This is a genomic window from Leisingera caerulea DSM 24564 (assembly GCF_000473325.1).
GTDB classification, from domain to species: domain Bacteria; phylum Pseudomonadota; class Alphaproteobacteria; order Rhodobacterales; family Rhodobacteraceae; genus Leisingera; species Leisingera caerulea.
Genome location: NZ_KI421513.1, coordinates 1688191 through 1705905, shown reverse-complemented (window position 1 = coordinate 1705905; position 17715 = coordinate 1688191). Strand labels below are relative to the sequence as shown.

The following is a 17715-nucleotide window of genomic DNA, read 5'->3' as shown; positions in this document are numbered from 1 at the left end:
ATGACGATCCATTCCAACAACTTTGGACCCGCGCCCCGCACCCGCATAGGCTTTCTGCTGTTTCCAGGCTTTCCCATGGCCTGCCTGACCTCGGCAATAGAGCCGCTGCGTGCCGCCAATGAAATTGCCGGGTGCCAGGTGTTTTCCTGGTCCCTGGCAACCGAAACCGGCGAGGACGCAGCAGCTTCTGCCGGGGTCCTTTTTCCAGCAGATGCAAGCCTTGCGGAGACAGAAGGGCTCGACTGCCTGTTTCTGCTGTCCGGGCCGGAGGCCGAATTCGCGAATCCGGTCTCAAGCCCTGGACGCCTGCGCTACCTGGCACGCCATGGCGTGACCCTCGGTGCGGTTTCCGGCGGCGTCTTCCCGCTGGCCCGCAGCGGTGTCCTGGCCGGGCGGCGCTGCGCGGTTCATTGGTGCTACCGAAGCGCCTTCGAAGCCGCTTTCCCCAACTGCACCGCCGTGGACCGGCTGATCGTGCGCGATGGCTGTCTTCACACGGTTTCGGGCGCCACCGCCATGTTCGATCTGTCGCTTGAACTGATCGGCTGCGCCCTCGGCGCGGACGCCATGAGCGAGGTTGCCTGCCTGTTCCAGCACCCGGTCATCCGCAACGGCAGCGCCCGGCAAAAGGTCCCCGTGCTGCAAAGCGATCGCACGGTCGACCAGATGCCGCCCGCCGTAAAGGAGGCGATGTCAATCTTCTCTAAAAACTTCGGAACTCCGGTCTGCATCCGTGATGTGGCGCGGATGGCCGGCATTTCCCCGCGCCAGCTGGAGCGCAGCTTCCGCGCCGCCACGGGTCTGAGCCCCGGAGAATACTACCGGCGCCAGCGCCTGGAAGCTGCCCGGCAAATGGTGCTTTATTCCTGGGAGCCAGTCTCCGGCATCGCCAATGCGGTCGGCTATGCCAGTTCCTCCACCCTGACACTGCACTACCGCAAATTCTACGGTGTCACACCAGTTCAGGACCGCAAGCGGGCCTTCCTGCCAGCCGGCGGCATGACGAGCAGGCAAAAAGGCTCTGATACGCTCACAGAGATCAGAAAGATCTGATGCGGCACATTTCCTGGACCTTAGAAAATCGTTCAGCGGGAGAGGTGGTCCGGCCAGTTCGAAACCGGTCCTGTTCCCGGTATATGCGCCGCCGCATGCAAGTGAAGCACCAAAAAGGGGCTTTCGGTCCCGTGCGGCCGCGGTCTGCAGGCACACTTGTAAGCCCCTCTCGAACCGGTAGGCAGGACCGTGCTGCAGCAAGCCTGCAAGGCCGTCAGGAGCTGCGGACAATTTGCAGGGCTGTGCAGGCCTCACTGAGGTTCGAGTTTTGGAACCGGCGAAAGGCAATGCCATGCTGGTGATGGCGACTGCCCCCATGCTGCACGCCAGGTCTGCGCTCCTGAAGAGCAGGAACGTCAGATCAAGTTGGGCGTTCCACACCTATTCATCCCCAGCTGCCATCGCCTGTGTTTACCGGCATCAAGAACAAAACCGGTTCTGACTTTCCTTGATAAGGAGCACGGTCTTTTCGCGCGCTGAACTGCCGCAGAAAACAGACGATTGCGTGCCTGCCATGAACAGCAGGCTCATCCCGCAAGACCACAAAAAACGCCGCGGTGCAGTATGCAACGCGGCGCCATGAAATTCGCTGAGGGAGGTATTACCCCTGTTTGGTCACTTGGGTGAAATCCAGCTCCACCGGAGTTTCCCGGCCGAAGATCGACACGGTAACCTTGAGCTTCTGATTGTCCTCGTCGACCTCTTCGACCATACCGTCGAAATCCTCGAACGGGCCGTCGTTGACTTTGACCTTCTCGCCGACCTCGTAATGGATCAGGGTGCGCGGTGCCTCGACGCCTTCCTCGACGCGGCCCAGGATGCCCTGCACTTCGGCGTCGCGCATCGGCATCGGGCGGCCCTGCGGACCCAGGAAGCCGGTGACCCGGTTGATCGAGGAAATCAGGTGGTAGCCGCGGTCGGACATTTCCATGTGGACCAGAACATAGCCCGGCATAAACCGGCGCTCAGTCGAGACCTTCTTTCCGCGGCGGATCTCAATCACCTCTTCAGTGGGGACCAGCACCTCGTCAATTTCGTCCTCGAGCCCTTGCTCGGCGACCGCGGTGCGGATCTGCTCTGCGATTTTCTTTTCGAAGTTCGAAAGAACGCTGACCGAGTACCACCGTTTCGCCATGAACCGTTGTCCTTGTTCTGCAGGACGGGCCGGTGCCGCGCCGCTGCTTAATCATCCCGTTGCAGCTCTCAAGCTGCGCTCTCCAACAAAAAGCGGCGTGCAAACCGAATCGCTGCACGCCCGCCTCAATGTTCCTGCTCACGTACCGCCCATCGCCGCCAGAATCAAGTGCTGCGCAGCAACCGCGAACCCGGAACCGTCATACTGCTGCAGGCTTATCCGAACATCCCCAGGAGCCCCTGCAGGCCATAGCGGATCAGCAGATCGACCAGCGCGAAGAACAGCGCCGTCAGGGCCGCCATGATGAACACCATGACCGTGGTCAGCAGCACCTCGCGCCGGGTCGGCCAAACGACCTTGGACACTTCGGCACGAACCTGCTGGATGAACTGAACTGGGTTGATAGTCGCCATGCTGGGGGAGTCTCTCTGCTAGCAGTGAATGCGATGTAACCGGTGCGGCAGCTGAATTCAAGCCCTGCCCCCGCACCAAGCGGGGAGCATGCCCGCAGTCAATCCAATTTTAATCCACTTCCCGCAAAACTGAGTCTAGCAGCCCCGGCGCACGACCCGCGCCGTGCCGGGGCACCCCCGTGTGTTTTAGTGAGACAGGATGCCATGACACCCGCACAGACCCTCTCCCAGGCCGAGCAGCTTGAACGCGATGCCAGGTTCGAAGATGCCGTGCTTGCCTACTCCGGAATTCTTGCCCGCAACCCGAAGAACGCCCGCGCCCTGAAGGCACTGGATTCGCTGCGCGGCCGCCTGCGCGAGCAGCGCGAACCCTCCGCCGACACCAAGGCAGAGCTGGAGGCCGCGCTGGCTGCCGGACGCCCCTTTGAGGCCGCAGAAAGCTGCGGCGCCCTGCTGAAGACCTTCCGGGAGTCACATTTCCTGTGGGATTTTCTGGGCCGCTGCCATCTGGCCGCCGGCCATTTGGACAATGCGGCCACCTGCCTGAACAAAGCGTGCGGTATCGACGCCAAAGAGGCCGGCACCTATGCCGCCATGGGCCGCATTCATATGGCGCGCGGACAGCTGGACAATGCCCTAGCGCTGTACCGGAAGGCCCTGGCGCTGGACGCCGATTGCCTGCTGGCGCTGCGCAGCCTGGCCGAGGCGCTGCCGCTGCAGGGCAGCAGCACAGAGGCCGCGGCAACCCTGCGCCGGGCGGTTGCGCTTGCGCCGGACGATGCCGCGCTGCATTTCACTCTGGCCGGCCTGCTGCACAAGCTCGGCGCCGTGGCGGAGGCCGAGGACCATTACACCCGCGCTGCCAGCCTGCATCCTGGCATGACCGAGGCGCAGTTCCAGCTGGGGCTGCTGATCAAGGCCGAGGGCCGTTATGCCGAAGCACTGCCGTGCTTTGATAAGGTCCTCCGGGTCTCACCCTCTGACGACCGCGCCCGCACGCAGCGCCTGCATGTCCTGGCAGAACTCAGCGACTGGCGCTGGGTAAAGGAATATGAACAATACCGCCGCCTGCTGGGCCTGCGCGGCAGCGGCTGCGACCCCAGCGCGCTAATGCTGATGGAGGACAATCCGGACTTGATGCGGGTTCGCGCGCAAGCCTACGCCAGCGAGCTGTTTCCGGAGGCAGAGCTTCAAACGGCGGCAACCGCGCCGCAGCGCAAGGCACGGCTCCGGGTCGGGTATTTCTTTACTGCCCGCGACGCCGAGGCCGTGCTGAGCCAGCACGCCGCGATACTGGCTGCTCATGACCGCAGCCGGTTCGAAGTCTTTGCCTATGCCACCGGACCAGGTCTTGCGGCAGACGCCGCAGCAGCACTGCGCGACTCGGCCTCCTGCGTGCGGGTACTGGAGGGAACCTCGCTGGACAGCTGCGCCGCTTCGGTCAAGGCCGACGGGCTGGACATTGCCGTTGACCTCTCAGGCTTTTCCGGTGGCAGCCGGAGCGGCCTGTTCAGTGCCCGGCTGGCGCCCCTGCATATTGTCTGGCCCGGATACCCCGGAACCCTGGGAACGGCGGCATATGACTATCTGGTCAGCGACAGCACCACCTGCCCGCCAGGCAGCGAGCGGTATCACAACGAACATCTCTTGCGGCTGCCGGACAGCTGCGTGGCGGTGCCCCCCGCACAGGCCGCCAGCAGCCCGGAACGGGCGGATTGCGGCTTGCCGGACGAGGGTTTTGTGTTCTGCAGTTTTGCCGCAGCCAGCCAGATCACCCCGCAGGAATTCGGGATCTGGATGCGCTTGCTGGACAGCACCCCCGGCAGCGTGCTTTGGCTGCTGGATCACGGCGCGCACTCCGTTTCGAACCTGCGCCGCGCCGCGGCCGCCCGCGGCATCGACCCGGACCGGCTGATCTTTGCCCCGCCTGCCGGCCGCGATGAGCGGCTAGCGCGGCTGCCGCTGGCCGGTCTGTTCCTAGACACCTTCACGGTCAATGCCAGCAGCGCGGCAGGCGAAGCACTGGCGGCCGGGGTGCCGGTGCTCACCCTCCCCGGCCAGCAGTTCGCTGCCCGGACCGGGGCGAGCCTGCTGCAAGCCGCCGGATTGCCCGGACTGATCGCGGACAGCGCCGAAGCATATGAGGCAAAAGCCGCGGCCCTCGCAGCGGATCCGGAGGCCTGCACGGCACTGAAGCGCGAGCTGCGCTTGCAGCATCAGGACGCCCCCCTGTTCTCAACCGCACGGTTCGCCCGGCAGATTGAGAGCGCATATGACGCGGCCTTTGACAGGTTTCTGCAGGGTTTGCCCCCGGGTCACCTGACACTCACAGGCCCGGACATGCCGCAAGGCTGACACACACACCAGCCGTCCGCCCGCTGCGGGCGGCCCTGGTTTTCGGACTTTCGGGAAACTGGCAGGGGCAGCAGGGTTCGAACCCGCGACCTACGGTTTTGGAGACCGTCGCTCTACCAACTGAGCTATACCCCTGTGGTGCGGCATGTCCTACGGCAGCCGCGCCGCTGTGGCAAGAGGGAAATCCGATTTTCTGCGTGCCGCGCAGCGGATTGCGGGCCGCGGGCTTTGCCCGGGCCGGCCCATGCGCTAAGACGGGCCGGAAACGGGCAGCCCAGCCCGCCAATTCCTTGGAAACGAGCCTGAAAACCGTGAGCCTGAGAAAGAAATTCGCCGACAGCCCCCGGGTGAACCGCGCCATCGAGGCGCTGTTCGCCGCCTATGTGCGATTCGCCTTTCGCACCTCACGCTGGACCCGCAGCGGGTTTGAGGACATGGACAACTGCGTGCGCCGCGGCGAGCCGGTGATCTTTGTGCTCTGGCACCAGCGGCTGATTATGGCGCCCTATCTGTTCGACACTTCGCTCGGCCGCATCTGCGCGCTGACCTCCGCCGCCCGCGCCGGGCGGCTGGCCGGGCAGATCCTGGTGCGCCTGGGGTTCGAGACCATCCCGATGTCGAGCCACAAGCGCCATGTGGCGCTGTCGCGTGAAGTCCTGCGCCGCACCCGGGAAGGCTGCTCCATCGGCATTGCCGCCGACGGCCCGCGGGGGCCTGCGCGGGTGTCCTCGACGGTGCCCGTGGTCTGGGCGCGGATGACCGGCTGCCGGGTGTTCACCGTGGCCTTTGCGGAGCGGAAAGTGATCAAGCTGCCGACCTGGGACCAGCAGATGCTGCCGCTGCCGTTTTCGCGCGGCGTTCTGATGTGCCGGGAATGGACGGACGAGGTGCCGAAGAAGCCCAGCGATGAGCAGGTGGAGGCGCTGAGGCTGAGCCTGGAATCCTCGCTGGATTCCATAACGGATGCGGCGGACGCGGTAGCCGGGCGCCGCGGTGAAGATCCGAAAGCACTGACAGATTGATCAGGAGTTTAACGGCGGTGGGCAGATTGCCCGCCCTACGGACGCAAAACAATGTCGCGGGCACGCAGGTTATCTGCCGGCAACTCGCCAGGTTCCTGGCCGGGATTAGACCGTATCAGATTGCATTCAATCACAGGATGCGGAACGCTGGCTGAAACGAGCTTCCCTCAATTCAGTTTGACTTTGCACAGGCCAGAATGCATTCAATTACCCTTCGTTTACTGCGCGCTGCAGCTTTCTTCGCCATATTTACCGCTTACCTGATCTGCGGCGAGGCCCGGGCCGAGGCCGAAATTGATCTTGGATCCCAAAGGACGGTTTCACTGGAAACAAAAGTGCTTTGGCCCAAAGAGTACGGCCTGTACCTGATGCTGCAGAAGCGCCCGGATTTGCACAGTGAACTTAGAAGAAACGGATACGGCGTCAGCCCTCCCAACCAGACAACGGACGATCCCAAGCTTCTCACCTTCACCATAAGAATCTACGAATGGGGGAGTGGCCGAGATGAGCTGATCTTTGAGCAGTCAAACCTACAGCCAAGTCTCCTGATGACTCTTAACGAAGAAGCTGGGCTGGAAATTGCTGCAATCAAGCTTGCCCCGGGAAGATACCGGATTGAGGCAACCCCGGAAAACACAAACCACACCTTAGCGAACATCCCCGCAAGGCTGATAGTCATCAAAGCACTGAGGGGAAAGTAGGCCGCGTACCGGCACTCCGCCGGGACGCCCCGCGTTCGGCCTGCGTCAAACCGGAGGTTTGTCTGCGGCAAAGCGGGCGGGCGCGATTGCATCACTCCCGGAGCTGACGCTCTCTGCGGCCTCAAAACCTCCACCCGAGCTTTTGCAAGACAGCCTCCGGCCCCAAGCCGGCCCCTGCCCTGTTCAAGCGTTGTTCTAAAAGAAAAGGGCCTCCCGAAGGAGGCCCTCTCTGAGATCAGAACCGTGTGGCTCTCGGCGATTTTCTAGCGAAAACCGCCTGCCGCCCACTGGTCCAAAATCACTCGATGATTTTGGACACGACGCCGGCGCCGACGGTGCGGCCGCCTTCGCGGATGGCGAAGCGCAGGCCGTCTTCCATCGCGATCGGGGCGATCAGCTCAACCGCGAACTTCAGGTTGTCGCCCGGCATCACCATCTCGGTGCCTTCCGGCAGGGTCACGGTGCCGGTCACGTCGGTGGTGCGGAAGTAGAACTGCGGACGGTAGTTCGCGAAGAACGGGGTGTGGCGGCCGCCTTCTTCCTTGGTCAGGATGTAGGCTTCGGCTTCGAACTTGGTGTGCGGGGTCACGGAACCCGGCTTGCACAGCACCTGGCCGCGCTCAACACCGTCACGGTCCACACCGCGCAGCAGGGCGCCGATGTTGTCGCCTGCTTCACCGCGGTCCAGCAGCTTGCGGAACATTTCCACGCCGGTGCAGGTGGTCTTCTTGGTGTCGTTGATGCCGACGATTTCGATTTCGTCGCCAACGTTGATCACACCGCGCTCCACACGGCCGGTCACAACGGTGCCGCGGCCGGAGATCGAGAACACGTCTTCGATCGGCATCAGGAACGGCTGGTCAACCGCGCGCTCCGGGGTCGGGATGTATTCGTCCACGGCCGCCATCAGCTCTTTGATCTTCTCTTCGCCGATTTCCGGGTCGCGGCCTTCCATCGCCGCCAGCGCGGAGCCTGCGATGATCGGAATATCGTCGCCCGGGAACTCGTAGGAGGACAGCAGCTCGCGGATTTCCATTTCCACCAGCTCCAGCAGCTCTTCGTCGTCGACCTGGTCAACTTTGTTCATGAAGACAACCAGGGCCGGAACGCCGACCTGGCGCGCCAGCAGGATGTGCTCGCGGGTCTGCGGCATCGGACCGTCAGCGGCGTTCACAACCAGGATCGCGCCGTCCATCTGCGCCGCACCGGTGATCATGTTCTTGACGTAGTCGGCGTGGCCGGGGCAGTCGACGTGGGCGTAGTGGCGCGCGTCGGTTTCATATTCCACGTGCGCGGTGGAGATGGTGATGCCGCGGGCTTTTTCTTCCGGCGCGCCGTCGATCTGGTCGTAGGCTTTGAAGTCGCCGAAGTACTTGGTGATCGCTGCGGTCAGCGTGGTTTTGCCGTGGTCAACGTGGCCGACGGTGCCGATGTTGACGTGCGGTTTATTACGTTCAAACTTTTCCTTAGCCATGATGGCCTCCTTTTGTTTCGAGAGGGGCCCGCAGCGGCCGCGAACCCCTCAATTTTCTTTCGCTTACGCGAATTTCGCCTGGATCTCTTCCGAGATGTTCTGCGGAACCGGTTCGTAGTGGTCGAACTGCATGGTGAACTGGGCGCGGCCCGAGCTCATCGAACGCAGGGTGTTGATGTAGCCGAACATGTTCGCCAGCGGCACAAACGCGTCGATCGCGATTGCGTTGCCGCGATTCTCCTGGCCGGACACCTGGCCCCGGCGGGATGTCAGGTCGCCGATGATACCGCCGGTGTATTCTTCCGGGGTGATCACCTCAACCTTCATCACCGGCTCGAGCAGTTTCGCACCAGCCTTGCGCATGCCTTCACGCATGCCCATGCGGGCGGCGATTTCAAAGGCCAGAACCGAGGAGTCCACGTCGTGGAACTTACCGTCGATCAGGGCAACCTTGAAGTCGATCACGGGGAAGCCGGCCAGCGGGCCGCTGTCCATGACGGACTGGATGCCTTTTTCGACGCCCGGGATGTATTCCTTCGGAACCGCACCGCCAACGATACGGGATTCGAAGGAGTAGCCTTCGCCCGCTTCTGTCGGCGAGATGATCAGCTTCACCTCAGCGAACTGGCCCGAACCACCCGACTGCTTCTTGTGGGTGTAGGAATGCTCGACCTCTTTGGAGATGGTCTCGCGGTAGGCCACCTGCGGCGCACCGATGTTCGCCTCAACCTTGAACTCGCGCTTGAGGCGGTCCACCAAGATGTCCAGGTGAAGTTCGCCCATGCCCTTCATGATGGTCTGACCGGACTCGAGGTCGGTCTCAACACGGAAGGACGGGTCTTCGGCGGCCAGACGGGCCAGACCCTGGGACATCTTCTCCTGGTCGGCCTTGGTTTTCGGCTCAACCGCGATCTCGATCACCGGATCCGGGAAGGTCATGGTTTCCAGGACGACCGGGTCGTTGACAGCGCAGAGGGTGTCACCGGTGGTGGTGTCCTTCAGGCCTGCCAGCGCGATGATGTCGCCTGCGAACGCTTCCGTGATTTCCTCACGGTTGTTTGAGTGCATCATCATCATCCGGCCAACGCGCTCTTTACGGCCTTTGGTCGAGTTCAGCAGCGTGTCGCCCTTGTTCAGGACGCCGGAGTAGATGCGCGTGAAGGTCAGCGAGCCGACAAACGGGTCGTTCATGATCTTGAACGCCAGGCCGGAGAACGCCATGTCGTCGTCCGCGCGGCGGGCGATGTCACGGGTTTCAGTCTCGTCGCCGGGTTTGAAGCCCATGTAATCAACAACGTCCAGCGGGCTGGGCAGGTAGTCGATCACAGCGTTGAGCAGCGGCTGAACGCCTTTGTTCTTGAACGCGGAACCGCCCAGGACCGGAACAAATGCCAGTTCCAGGGTGCCCTTGCGCAGCAATTTGCGCAGGGTCGGAACGTCGGGCTCTTCACCTTCCAGATAGGCTTCCATCGCGTCGTCGTCCATTTCGACGGCCGCTTCGATCATCTTGCCGCGCCATTCGTCAGCCATGTCTTTCAGGCTGTCGCGAATCGGAGCTTTAACCCAGGATGCGCCCAGGTCTTCGCCCTGCCACAGCCATTCTTCCATGTTGACCAGGTCAACCAGGCCTTCCAGCTCGTTCTCTGCGCCGATCGGCACACCAACCGGAACCGCGCGGGCGCCGGTACGGTCTTCGATCATGTTGACGCAGTTGAAGAAGTCGGCGCCGATCTTGTCCATCTTGTTGACAAACACCATGCGCGGAACTTTGTAGCGGTCAGCCTGACGCCACACGGTTTCGGTCTGCGGCTCAACACCGGCGTTGGCGTCCAGAACACACACAGCACCGTCGAGAACCGCCAGCGAGCGTTCAACTTCGATGGTGAAGTCAACGTGGCCGGGGGTGTCGATGATGTTCAGGCGGTGCTTCGGCGAGTCAGCGGTCTTGCCGTCTTCGGTGCGTTCCCAGAAAGTGGTGGTCGCAGCCGAGGTGATGGTGATGCCGCGTTCCTGCTCCTGCTCCATCCAGTCCATGGTGGCTGCACCGTCGTGCACCTCACCGATGTTGTGGGATTTGCCGGTGTAATACAGGATGCGCTCGGAGCAGGTGGTTTTACCTGCATCGATGTGCGCCATGATACCGAAGTTACGGTATAGTTCGAGGGGATATTCGCGTGCCATAGGTCTAGGTCCTCTAGCTTACCAGCGGTAATGGCTGAAGGCTTTGTTCGCCTCGGCCATCTTGTGGGTGTCTTCGCGCTTCTTGACCGCGGTGCCACGGGACTGGACGGCGTCCAGCAGCTCGCCAGCAAGGCGCTCTTCCATGGTGTTTTCGTTGCGGTTGCGTGCGGCAGCGATCAGCCAGCGGATGGCCAGCGCTTCGCGGCGCTCGGGGCGGACTTCAACCGGAACCTGGTAGGTTGCACCACCAACGCGGCGCGAGCGAACCTCGACCGACGGCTTAATGTTGTCCAGTGCTTCGTGGAACACTTCAACCGGAGCGCGCTTGATCTTGGTCTCAACGCGGTCAAAGGCGTTGTAGACGATACGCTCTGCGACCGACTTCTTGCCGTCGATCATCAGGTTGTTCATGAATTTGGTCAGAACGCGGTCGCCGAACTTGGCGTCGGGCAGGACTTCGCGCTTCTCTGCGGCGTGACGACGGGACATCTCGCTCTCTCCTTCTTACTTAGGACGCTTCGCGCCGTACTTCGAGCGGCGCTGCTTACGGTCTTTAACGCCCTGGGTATCCAGAACACCGCGCAGGATGTGGTAACGGACACCCGGAAGGTCTTTTACACGGCCGCCACGGATCAGAACCACAGAGTGCTCCTGAAGGTTGTGGCTTTCACCGGGGATGTAGGAGATCACTTCGAAACCGTTGGTCAGGCGCACCTTCGCAACTTTCCGCATAGCGGAGTTCGGCTTCTTCGGGGTGGTGGTGTACACGCGGGTGCAGACGCCGCGCTTCTGCGGGCACTGCTCCAGGTGCATGGACTTCGAGCGTTTAACTTTCGGCTGCCGCGGCTTGCGGATCAGCTGCTGGATCGTGGGCATTCCGGTATATTCCCCGTTTCGCAACACATGTGTCATGCACGCCGGCGCGTGCGGGTGAAATCGCTGCACTTATGCGTCCACAAGCGCAAAAACCGCAATCGCTCCCATTCCGAGGTGAGACGACGCGGTGAGTTTACAGAGGACCCGGGTGGTAAAAGTGCCCAGGCCTTGAGCCACTGCAATTTTGAATTCGGCTTGCGGAGACGCACTCCGGGTGCCGGATAGCCGCGCGTATATGGGGAGTCGCGCAGGTTGTCAACAGCAGGCGGGCGTACGGCCCCTTCCCCGGCAGCCTGTGCCCCATGGCTGGCCCGGCGCACGCTTGCCAGGGAATGGCGCACCCGGCATAGTTGCCGCACACGCCTTTTTCATGAAACGGATTTCAGAATGCAAGTCATCGGATTGTGCCGGTTTTCCTATCCGGCGCTTGGCGGATTCCAGGTCGGGCATGAAACCGTGGAAGAGCGCATTGCTTACCTCTATGCCGAAGAACGGTTGGAAGAACGCTTCCGGCTGTTCGAAACCATTGCCCTGCCCTGTTTGAAAGAGCAAACCGACCAGGATTTCGACCTGATTCTGGTGACTGGCGACAGCCTGCCCCGGGCGCACAGAGACCGGCTGCACGACCTGACCGCTGGCATGCCTCAGGTGCAGATCCGCGCCGAACCGCCGCGCCGCCACCGCGATGTGATGAAGGAGCTCATTAACCAGGCGCGCCGGGATCACGACCAGCCCTGCCTGCAGTTCCGCCATGATGACGACGACGCGGTGTCGGTCGATTTCGTCGAGCGGCTGCGCGCTGTTACCGAAGACTGCCGGCCGCTGATGCGCAAAAACAGGAGCGTGGCCATTGATTTCAACAGGGGCTTCATCGCGCAGGCCGGCCCGGAGGGTATCGCGGCAGCGGAGGGCGTGCACCCCTATTTCGCGGCCGCTCTGGGCATGCATGTGCGCCGGGGCTGCCCGCTGACGATCATGAATTTCGGGCACCACAAGATCAACCGTTTCATGCCGACGGTTACGCTCACCGATGCACCGATGTTCGTGCGCACCCATAACCGGTTCAACGATTCACGGGACATAGACGCATGGCAGCCCGGCCTAAAGCCGCTGACGCCGGAACAGGCGGGCGAGTTTGAGGCCCGCTTTGCGATCCGGACAAGCCATGTGAAGGTGGCCTTCGGCAGCGGGTGAGCGGCTCAGGCCCGCAGCTTGCGCGCCTGGCGGCGTTCCCGGTAGAGCGTGAACATCCCTGCCCCGGCGACAATCGCGGCCCCGGCAATCGTCAGCAGATCCGGCCACTCGCCGAATACCAGCCAGCCCAGGATCAGCGCCCAGACCAGTCCGCTGTAGCGGAATGGCGCAATCGCGGCGATCTCGCCCACCCGCATGGTCATCACCGAGCACAGGTAACCGGCAAAGATGAACAGGGCAGCTCCCATCAATGCCAGCCACTCGAAGCTGCCCATCGGCTGCCACTCCACGGCCGCCGAGGACGCAAGCCCAAAGACAAGCACCGAGAGCGAAGAGGCCAGGGTCACTGTCATCGACGGCACCTCGGGCGGCATCCGCCGGGTGACCAGGTCGCGGGCTGTAATGCAAGCCACCGCCGCCAGCGCATAAAGGCTGCCGTCGGTGAAACCATCCGGCCCGGGGCGCACGATCAGCAGCATCCCGGTAAAGCCTGCGGCAATCGCCGCCAGCCGCCGCCAGCCCACGGGTTCACGCAAGAACAGCGCCGCGCTCAGGGTCACCGCCAGCGGCAGCACCTGCAGCAAGGCCGTGACATTGGCAATCGGCATCAGCATCAGCGCGGTCAGGAACAGATAGGTGGCCGCCACCTCCGCGGCGCCGCGCAAACCGATCATCCCCCAGGCCCGGCCCGGCAGCCGCAGGCGGAGACCGCCCAGCCGGCGGGCCAGAAGATAGATCAGGAAACTAGCGGCAAGGCCGCGGATGGTCAGGATCTGCGGCAGCGGCAGCGCGCTGCCGGTCAGCTTAATCAGCGCGTCGTTGAAGGTATAGGCCGCCATCGCTGCCGCCATCAGCAGCGCCCCGGTCTGATTTGCGGTCATCGCCGCACCTTTGCCGTTGCCCGCAGCCTGCTGTCCATTCCTGCGCCCTCCCTGCCCGGCAACAGATAGCCCCGGCAGCGGAAATGAAAAAGCCCCCGCACCGGTGGTGCGGGGGCTTTTCCTGATCTCATGTGCCTTGGCTTAGTCGCGGCTTTCCGGGGTTTCGACCAGGATATCCGCTTCGTCGCCGCCCATCACGTCCTCGTCCATCACCGGTGCGGCCAGGGCCGCAGCGGCTTCGGCTTCCTCGCGGCGGGCTTCCAGAACCACGTTGTCGCGGCCCTGTGCAATCGAGCGCACAGCCTGTGTGGCACCGCCGGTGCCGGCCGGGATCAGGCGGCCCACGATGACGTTCTCCTTGAGGCCGACCAGCTTGTCCTTCTTGCCCTGCACCGAAGCCTCGGTGAGAACGCGGGTGGTCTCTTGGAAGGAGGCCGCCGAGATGAAGGAGCGGGTCTGCAGCGACGCCTTGGTGATGCCAAGCAGGATCGGTTCGCCCTGAGCCGGACGCTTGCCGCGGGCCAGCGCCTTTTCGTTGGCGGCGTCGAACTCCTGCTTGTCCACATGCTCGCCTTTCAGCAGCGTGGTTTCGCCGGAGTCCGAGATCTCCCACTTCTGCAGCATCTGGCGGACGATCACCTCGATGTGCTTGTCGTTGATCTTCACACCCTGCAGGCGGTAGACGTCCTGGACCTCGTCGATCATGTAGTTCGCCAGAGCCTCGACACCCATGATGGACAGGATGTCATGCGGCGCCGGGTTGCCGTCCATGATGTAGTCGCCCTTCTGGACAAAATCACCTTCCTGAACCGGAATGTGCTTGCCCTTGGGCACCATGTATTCGACGGGCTCCATCGACTCGTCCGAGGGCTCGATCGAGATGCGGCGCTTGTTCTTGTAGTCGCGGCCGAAGCGCACGTAACCATCGATTTCGGCGATGATCGCGTGATCCTTCGGACGGCGGGCTTCGAACAGTTCCGCAACGCGCGGCAGACCACCGGTAATGTCCTTGGTCTTGGCACCTTCACGCGGGATACGCGCAACAACGTCGCCTGCCATGATCTGCTGGCCGTCTTCGACCGACAGAATGGCGTCCACGGACATCGGGTATGTCAGCGGGTTGCCCGCATCGCTGCGCACCGGTTCGCCGTTGCCGTCGACCAGAATGATTTCCGGCTTCAGGTCAGAGCCTTTCGGAGCCGCACGCCAGTCGATCACGATCTTCTGGGTCATGCCGGTGGCTTCGTCGGTCTCGTCACGGACGGCCAGGCCCGAGACCAGGTCCACGTATTTCGCGGTACCCGGCTTCTCGGCGATGATCGGCAGGGTATAGGGGTCCCATTCGAACAGTTTGTCGCCGCGGGCCACATTCTGGCCTTCCTTGACGAACAGCTTGGAGCCGTAGCCCAGCTTGTGGCTGGCGCGCTCTTCGCCGTGCTCGTCCTGGATGATCAGCTTCATGTTGCGGCCGACAACCAGGGTCTCGCCATTGGCGTTCTCCAGGGTCTGCGGCATCTCGAAGACGATCTTGCCTTCCTGGGACGCTTCCAGGAACGACTGCTGGCCGCCCTGAGCAACGCCGCCGATGTGGAAGGTCCGCATGGTCAGCTGGGTGCCGGGTTCGCCGATCGACTGCGCCGCGATGATGCCGACAGCCTCGCCGGTGTTCACCTGAGTGCCGCGGGCCAGGTCACGGCCGTAGCACATGGCGCAGACGCCCTCTTCGCTTTCACAGGTCAGCGGCGAGCGGATGCGGGTCGACTGCACGCCGGCCTCTTCCACTGCGTCTGCCATCCGTTCGTCGATCAGCTGACCGGCGGCAACCACGATCTCCTCGGTGCCGGGGCGTTTGATGTCATCCGCAGCCACACGGCCCAGGATGCGTTCGGCCAGCGAGGCAACCACTTCGCCGTCGTTGATCGCCGCTTCCGCGGTGATCGCACGCTCGGTGCCGCAGTCATGCTCGCGCACGATGCAGTCCTGCGCCACGTCCACCAGACGGCGGGTCAGGTAACCCGAGTTCGCCGTCTTCAGCGCGGTATCCGACAGACCCTTACGGGCACCGTGGGTCGAGTTGAAGTACTCGAGAACGGTCAGGCCTTCTTTAAAGTTCGAGATGATCGGAGTCTCGATGATGTCGCCGTTCGGCTTGGCCATCAGGCCGCGCATACCGCCCAGCTGCTTCATCTGAGTAACCGAGCCACGCGCACCGGAGTGGGCCATCATGTAAACCGAGTTCGGTTCCATCACGGCGCCATTCTCATCGCGCTTGTCAGCGGAGATGGTGCCCATCATCGCTTCGGTGACCTTGTCGTTACACTTCGACCAGGCGTCGACAACCTTGTTGTACTTTTCGCCCTGTGTAATCAGGCCGTCCATGTACTGCTGTTCAAAGTCTTTCACCTGATCGCGGGTATCATCCACGATGGTCCATTTGGTGTCCGGGATCACCATGTCGTCCTTGCCGAAGGAGATGCCGGCCTTGAACGCTTCGCGGAAGCCCATGGTCATGATCTGGTCACAGAAGATGACCGACTCCTTCTGGCCGCAGTAGCGGTAGACGGTGTCGATGACCTGCTGCACTTCTTTCTTCCGCAGCAGGCGGTTGACCAGCTCGAAGGGCGCCTTGGCGTTCTTCGGCAGCAGCGCGCCCAGGCGGACACGGCCCGGGGTGGTCTCAAAACGCTTGAGAACCTCGTTGCCTTCCTCGTCGATCTGGGTGATCCGCGCGGTGATCTTGGTGTGCAGATGCACTTCGCCGGCGTCCAGCGCGTGTTGAACTTCGTCGATGGTGCCAAAGATCTTGCCTTCACCCGGCATGCCTTCGCGTTCCAGGGTCAGGTAGTAAAGACCCAGGATCATATCCTGCGAGGGAACGATGATCGGAGCGCCGTTGGCGGGCGACAGAACGTTGTTCGTGGACATCATCAGGACGCGCGCTTCCAGCTGGGCCTCAAGGCTCAGCGGGACGTGCACAGCCATCTGGTCGCCGTCGAAGTCCGCGTTGAACGCCGAGCAGACCAGCGGGTGCAGCTGGATCGCCTTGCCTTCGATCAGCGTGGGTTCAAACGCCTGGATACCCAGACGGTGCAGCGTCGGTGCGCGGTTCAGCATCACCGGGTGCTCGCGGATCACCTCATCCAGGATATCCCACACTTCGGGACGCTCTTTTTCGACCAGCTTCTTCGCCTGCTTCACGGTGCTGGAGAGGCCCTTGGCCTCCAGACGCGAGTAGATGAAGGGCTTGAACAGCTCCAGCGCCATCTTTTTGGGCAGGCCGCACTGGTGCAGCTTCAGCTCGGGGCCAGTCACAATCACCGAACGGCCGGAGAAGTCGACGCGCTTACCCAGAAGGTTCTGGCGGAAGCGGCCCTGCTTGCCTTTCAGCATGTCAGAGAGCGATTTCAGCGGGCGCTTGTTGGCACCGGTGATGACGCGGCCACGGCGGCCGTTGTCGAACAGCGCATCCACGGATTCCTGCAGCATCCGCTTTTCGTTGCGGACGATGATGTCCGGCGCGCGCAGTTCGATCAGCCGCTTCAGACGGTTGTTCCGGTTGATCACGCGGCGGTACAGATCATTCAGGTCGGAGGTCGCAAAGCGGCCGCCGTCCAGCGGAACCAGCGGGCGCAGTTCCGGCGGAATGACCGGGATCACGGTCATGATCATCCATTCCGGACGGTTGCCCGATTCCAGGAAGGATTCCACGACTTTCAGACGCTTGATGATCTTTTTGGGCTTCAGTTCGCCGGTCGCTTCGGCCAGTTCTGCGCGCAGCGTTTCGGCTTCCGATTCCAGGTCGATCTGGGCCAGCATGTCACGGATTGCCTCAGCGCCGATGTTGGCGGTGAAGGCGTCCATGCCATAGGCATCCTGAGCGTCCATGAACTCTTCTTCGGTCATCATCTGACCATAGCTCAGGTCGGTCAGGCCCGGCTCGATGACGACGTAGTTTTCAAAGTACAGAACCCGTTCCAGGTCGCGCAGGGTCATGTCCAGCATCAGGCCGATGCGGGACGGGAGCGACTTCAGGAACCAGATGTGCGCGACAGGTGCGGCCAGCTCAATGTGGCCCATGCGCTCGCGGCGCACTTTCTGCAGAGTGACTTCGACGCCGCATTTCTCGCAGACGACGCCGCGGTATTTCATCCGCTTATATTTGCCGCACAGGCATTCGTAGTCTTTGATCGGGCCAAAGATCCGGGCGCAGAACAGGCCGTCGCGCTCGGGCTTGAAGGTCCGGTAGTTGATGGTCTCAGGCTTTTTGATTTCGCCGTAGGACCAAGACAGGATCCGTTCCGGGCTGGCCAGCGAGACTTTGATTTCATCAAAGACCTTCGGCGGAGTCAGCGGGTTGAACGGGTTGTTGGTGATTTCCTGGTTCATTTTGATACCTCAAATCTTGCGGAAGGGGGGAACGGGAGAAGGGC

13 protein-coding genes and 1 tRNA gene are annotated in these 17715 nt (G+C 62.4%); 5 read left to right on the top strand and 9 right to left on the bottom strand.

The genetic code is table 11. The annotated features are described in order from the left end of the window. A complete protein-coding gene (locus tag CAER_RS28030; RefSeq protein WP_051357784.1) occupies nt 1-1053 on the top strand; it encodes a GlxA family transcriptional regulator in 1053 nt (350 codons plus the stop codon). Nucleotides 1054-1654: 601 nt separating this feature from the next. On the opposite strand, the gene nusG is transcribed toward CAER_RS28030, so the two are convergent. Both nusG and secE read right to left on the bottom strand, forming a co-directional pair. After that, on the bottom strand, nt 1655-2188 hold the full coding sequence (nusG, locus tag CAER_RS0115580; protein WP_027236242.1) for a transcription termination/antitermination protein NusG: 534 nt from the start codon (nt 2186-2188) through the stop codon (nt 1655-1657). Nucleotides 2189-2403: 215 nt separating this feature from the next. Further along, on the bottom strand, nt 2404-2601 hold the full coding sequence (secE, locus tag CAER_RS0115575) for a preprotein translocase subunit SecE (protein ID WP_008554326.1): 198 nt from the start codon (nt 2599-2601) through the stop codon (nt 2404-2406). 204 nt (nt 2602-2805) lie between these two features. On the opposite strand from secE, the gene CAER_RS0115570 reads away from it, so the two are divergent. Then, complete coding sequence (locus tag CAER_RS0115570) at nt 2806-4956, top strand: tetratricopeptide repeat protein (protein ID WP_027236241.1); 2151 nt, start codon at nt 2806-2808, stop codon at nt 4954-4956. Nucleotides 4957-5015: 59 nt separating this feature from the next. Here the strand turns inward: CAER_RS0115570 and CAER_RS0115565 are convergent. Next, a tRNA-Trp gene (locus CAER_RS0115565) sits at nt 5016-5091 on the bottom strand. A gap of 176 nt (nt 5092-5267) precedes the next feature. Between CAER_RS0115565 and CAER_RS0115560 the strand changes: the two genes are divergently transcribed. Together CAER_RS0115560 and CAER_RS0115555 are read left to right on the top strand one after the other, a co-directional pair. After that, entirely contained in the window at nt 5268-5978 is a 711-nt protein-coding gene (locus tag CAER_RS0115560; protein WP_027236240.1) for a lysophospholipid acyltransferase family protein, read from the top strand. 197 nt (nt 5979-6175) lie between these two features. Further along, nucleotides 6176-6679: a hypothetical protein gene (locus tag CAER_RS0115555; protein WP_027236239.1), complete on the top strand. Its 504-nt coding sequence runs from the start codon at nt 6176-6178 to the stop codon at nt 6677-6679. A 298-nt stretch (nt 6680-6977) separates the two neighbouring features. On the opposite strand, the gene tuf is transcribed toward CAER_RS0115555, so the two are convergent. The 4 genes from tuf to rpsL all read right to left on the bottom strand — a co-directional run bounded on the left by tuf (nt 6978) and on the right by rpsL (nt 11210). Continuing rightward, the gene (gene tuf, locus CAER_RS0115550; RefSeq protein WP_027235550.1) at nt 6978-8153 is read right to left on the bottom strand and encodes an elongation factor Tu; all 1176 of its coding nucleotides are present in this window, start codon (nt 8151-8153) and stop codon (nt 6978-6980) included. A 63-nt stretch (nt 8154-8216) separates the two neighbouring features. Then, nucleotides 8217-10334, bottom strand: a complete 2118-nt coding sequence (gene fusA / locus CAER_RS0115545) for an elongation factor G (protein WP_027236238.1) — start codon at nt 10332-10334, stop codon at nt 8217-8219. Nucleotides 10335-10352: 18 nt separating this feature from the next. Beyond that, nucleotides 10353-10823: a 30S ribosomal protein S7 gene (rpsG, locus tag CAER_RS0115540; RefSeq protein ID WP_027236237.1), complete on the bottom strand. Its 471-nt coding sequence runs from the start codon at nt 10821-10823 to the stop codon at nt 10353-10355. A gap of 15 nt (nt 10824-10838) precedes the next feature. After that, nucleotides 10839-11210, bottom strand: a complete 372-nt coding sequence (gene rpsL / locus CAER_RS0115535) for a 30S ribosomal protein S12 (RefSeq protein WP_005621086.1) — start codon at nt 11208-11210, stop codon at nt 10839-10841. Between the two features lie 387 nt (nt 11211-11597). Between rpsL and CAER_RS0115530 the strand changes: the two genes are divergently transcribed. Next, nucleotides 11598-12404 (top strand): putative rhamnosyl transferase, encoded by an 807-nt coding sequence (locus tag CAER_RS0115530; RefSeq protein WP_027236236.1) that lies wholly within the window; start codon nt 11598-11600, stop codon nt 12402-12404. 5 nt (nt 12405-12409) lie between these two features. Here CAER_RS0115530 and CAER_RS0115525 read toward each other — a convergent pair whose 3' ends face one another. Continuing rightward, the gene (locus CAER_RS0115525; protein ID WP_027236235.1) at nt 12410-13285 is read right to left on the bottom strand and encodes a DMT family transporter; all 876 of its coding nucleotides are present in this window, start codon (nt 13283-13285) and stop codon (nt 12410-12412) included. 141 nt (nt 13286-13426) lie between these two features. Continuing rightward, nucleotides 13427-17671, bottom strand: coding sequence for a DNA-directed RNA polymerase subunit beta' (rpoC, locus tag CAER_RS0115520; RefSeq protein WP_027236234.1), 4245 nt, complete (start codon nt 17669-17671; stop codon nt 13427-13429). Nucleotides 17672-17715 lie beyond the last annotated feature (44 nt).

Excerpts from the sequence above, each read along its gene's own strand:
- CAER_RS28030 (WP_051357784.1), top strand. The coding sequence starts at position 1 with ATGACGATCCATTCCAACAACTTTGGACCCGCGCCCCGCACCCGCATA.
- nusG (WP_027236242.1), bottom strand. The coding sequence starts at position 2,188 with ATGGCGAAACGGTGGTACTCGGTCAGCGTTCTTTCGAACTTCGAAAAG.
- secE (WP_008554326.1), bottom strand. The coding sequence starts at position 2,601 with ATGGCGACTATCAACCCAGTTCAGTTCATCCAGCAGGTTCGTGCCGAA.
- CAER_RS0115570 (WP_027236241.1), top strand. The coding sequence starts at position 2,806 with ATGACACCCGCACAGACCCTCTCCCAGGCCGAGCAGCTTGAACGCGAT.
- CAER_RS0115555 (WP_027236239.1), top strand. The coding sequence starts at position 6,176 with ATGCATTCAATTACCCTTCGTTTACTGCGCGCTGCAGCTTTCTTCGCC.
- tuf (WP_027235550.1), bottom strand. The coding sequence starts at position 8,153 with ATGGCTAAGGAAAAGTTTGAACGTAATAAACCGCACGTCAACATCGGC.
- fusA (WP_027236238.1), bottom strand. The coding sequence starts at position 10,334 with ATGGCACGCGAATATCCCCTCGAACTATACCGTAACTTCGGTATCATG.
- rpsG (WP_027236237.1), bottom strand. The coding sequence starts at position 10,823 with ATGTCCCGTCGTCACGCCGCAGAGAAGCGCGAAGTCCTGCCCGACGCC.
- rpsL (WP_005621086.1), bottom strand. The coding sequence starts at position 11,210 with ATGCCCACGATCCAGCAGCTGATCCGCAAGCCGCGGCAGCCGAAAGTT.
- CAER_RS0115530 (WP_027236236.1), top strand. The coding sequence starts at position 11,598 with ATGCAAGTCATCGGATTGTGCCGGTTTTCCTATCCGGCGCTTGGCGGA.
- CAER_RS0115525 (WP_027236235.1), bottom strand. The coding sequence starts at position 13,285 with ATGACCGCAAATCAGACCGGGGCGCTGCTGATGGCGGCAGCGATGGCG.
- rpoC (WP_027236234.1), bottom strand. The coding sequence starts at position 17,671 with ATGAACCAGGAAATCACCAACAACCCGTTCAACCCGCTGACTCCGCCG.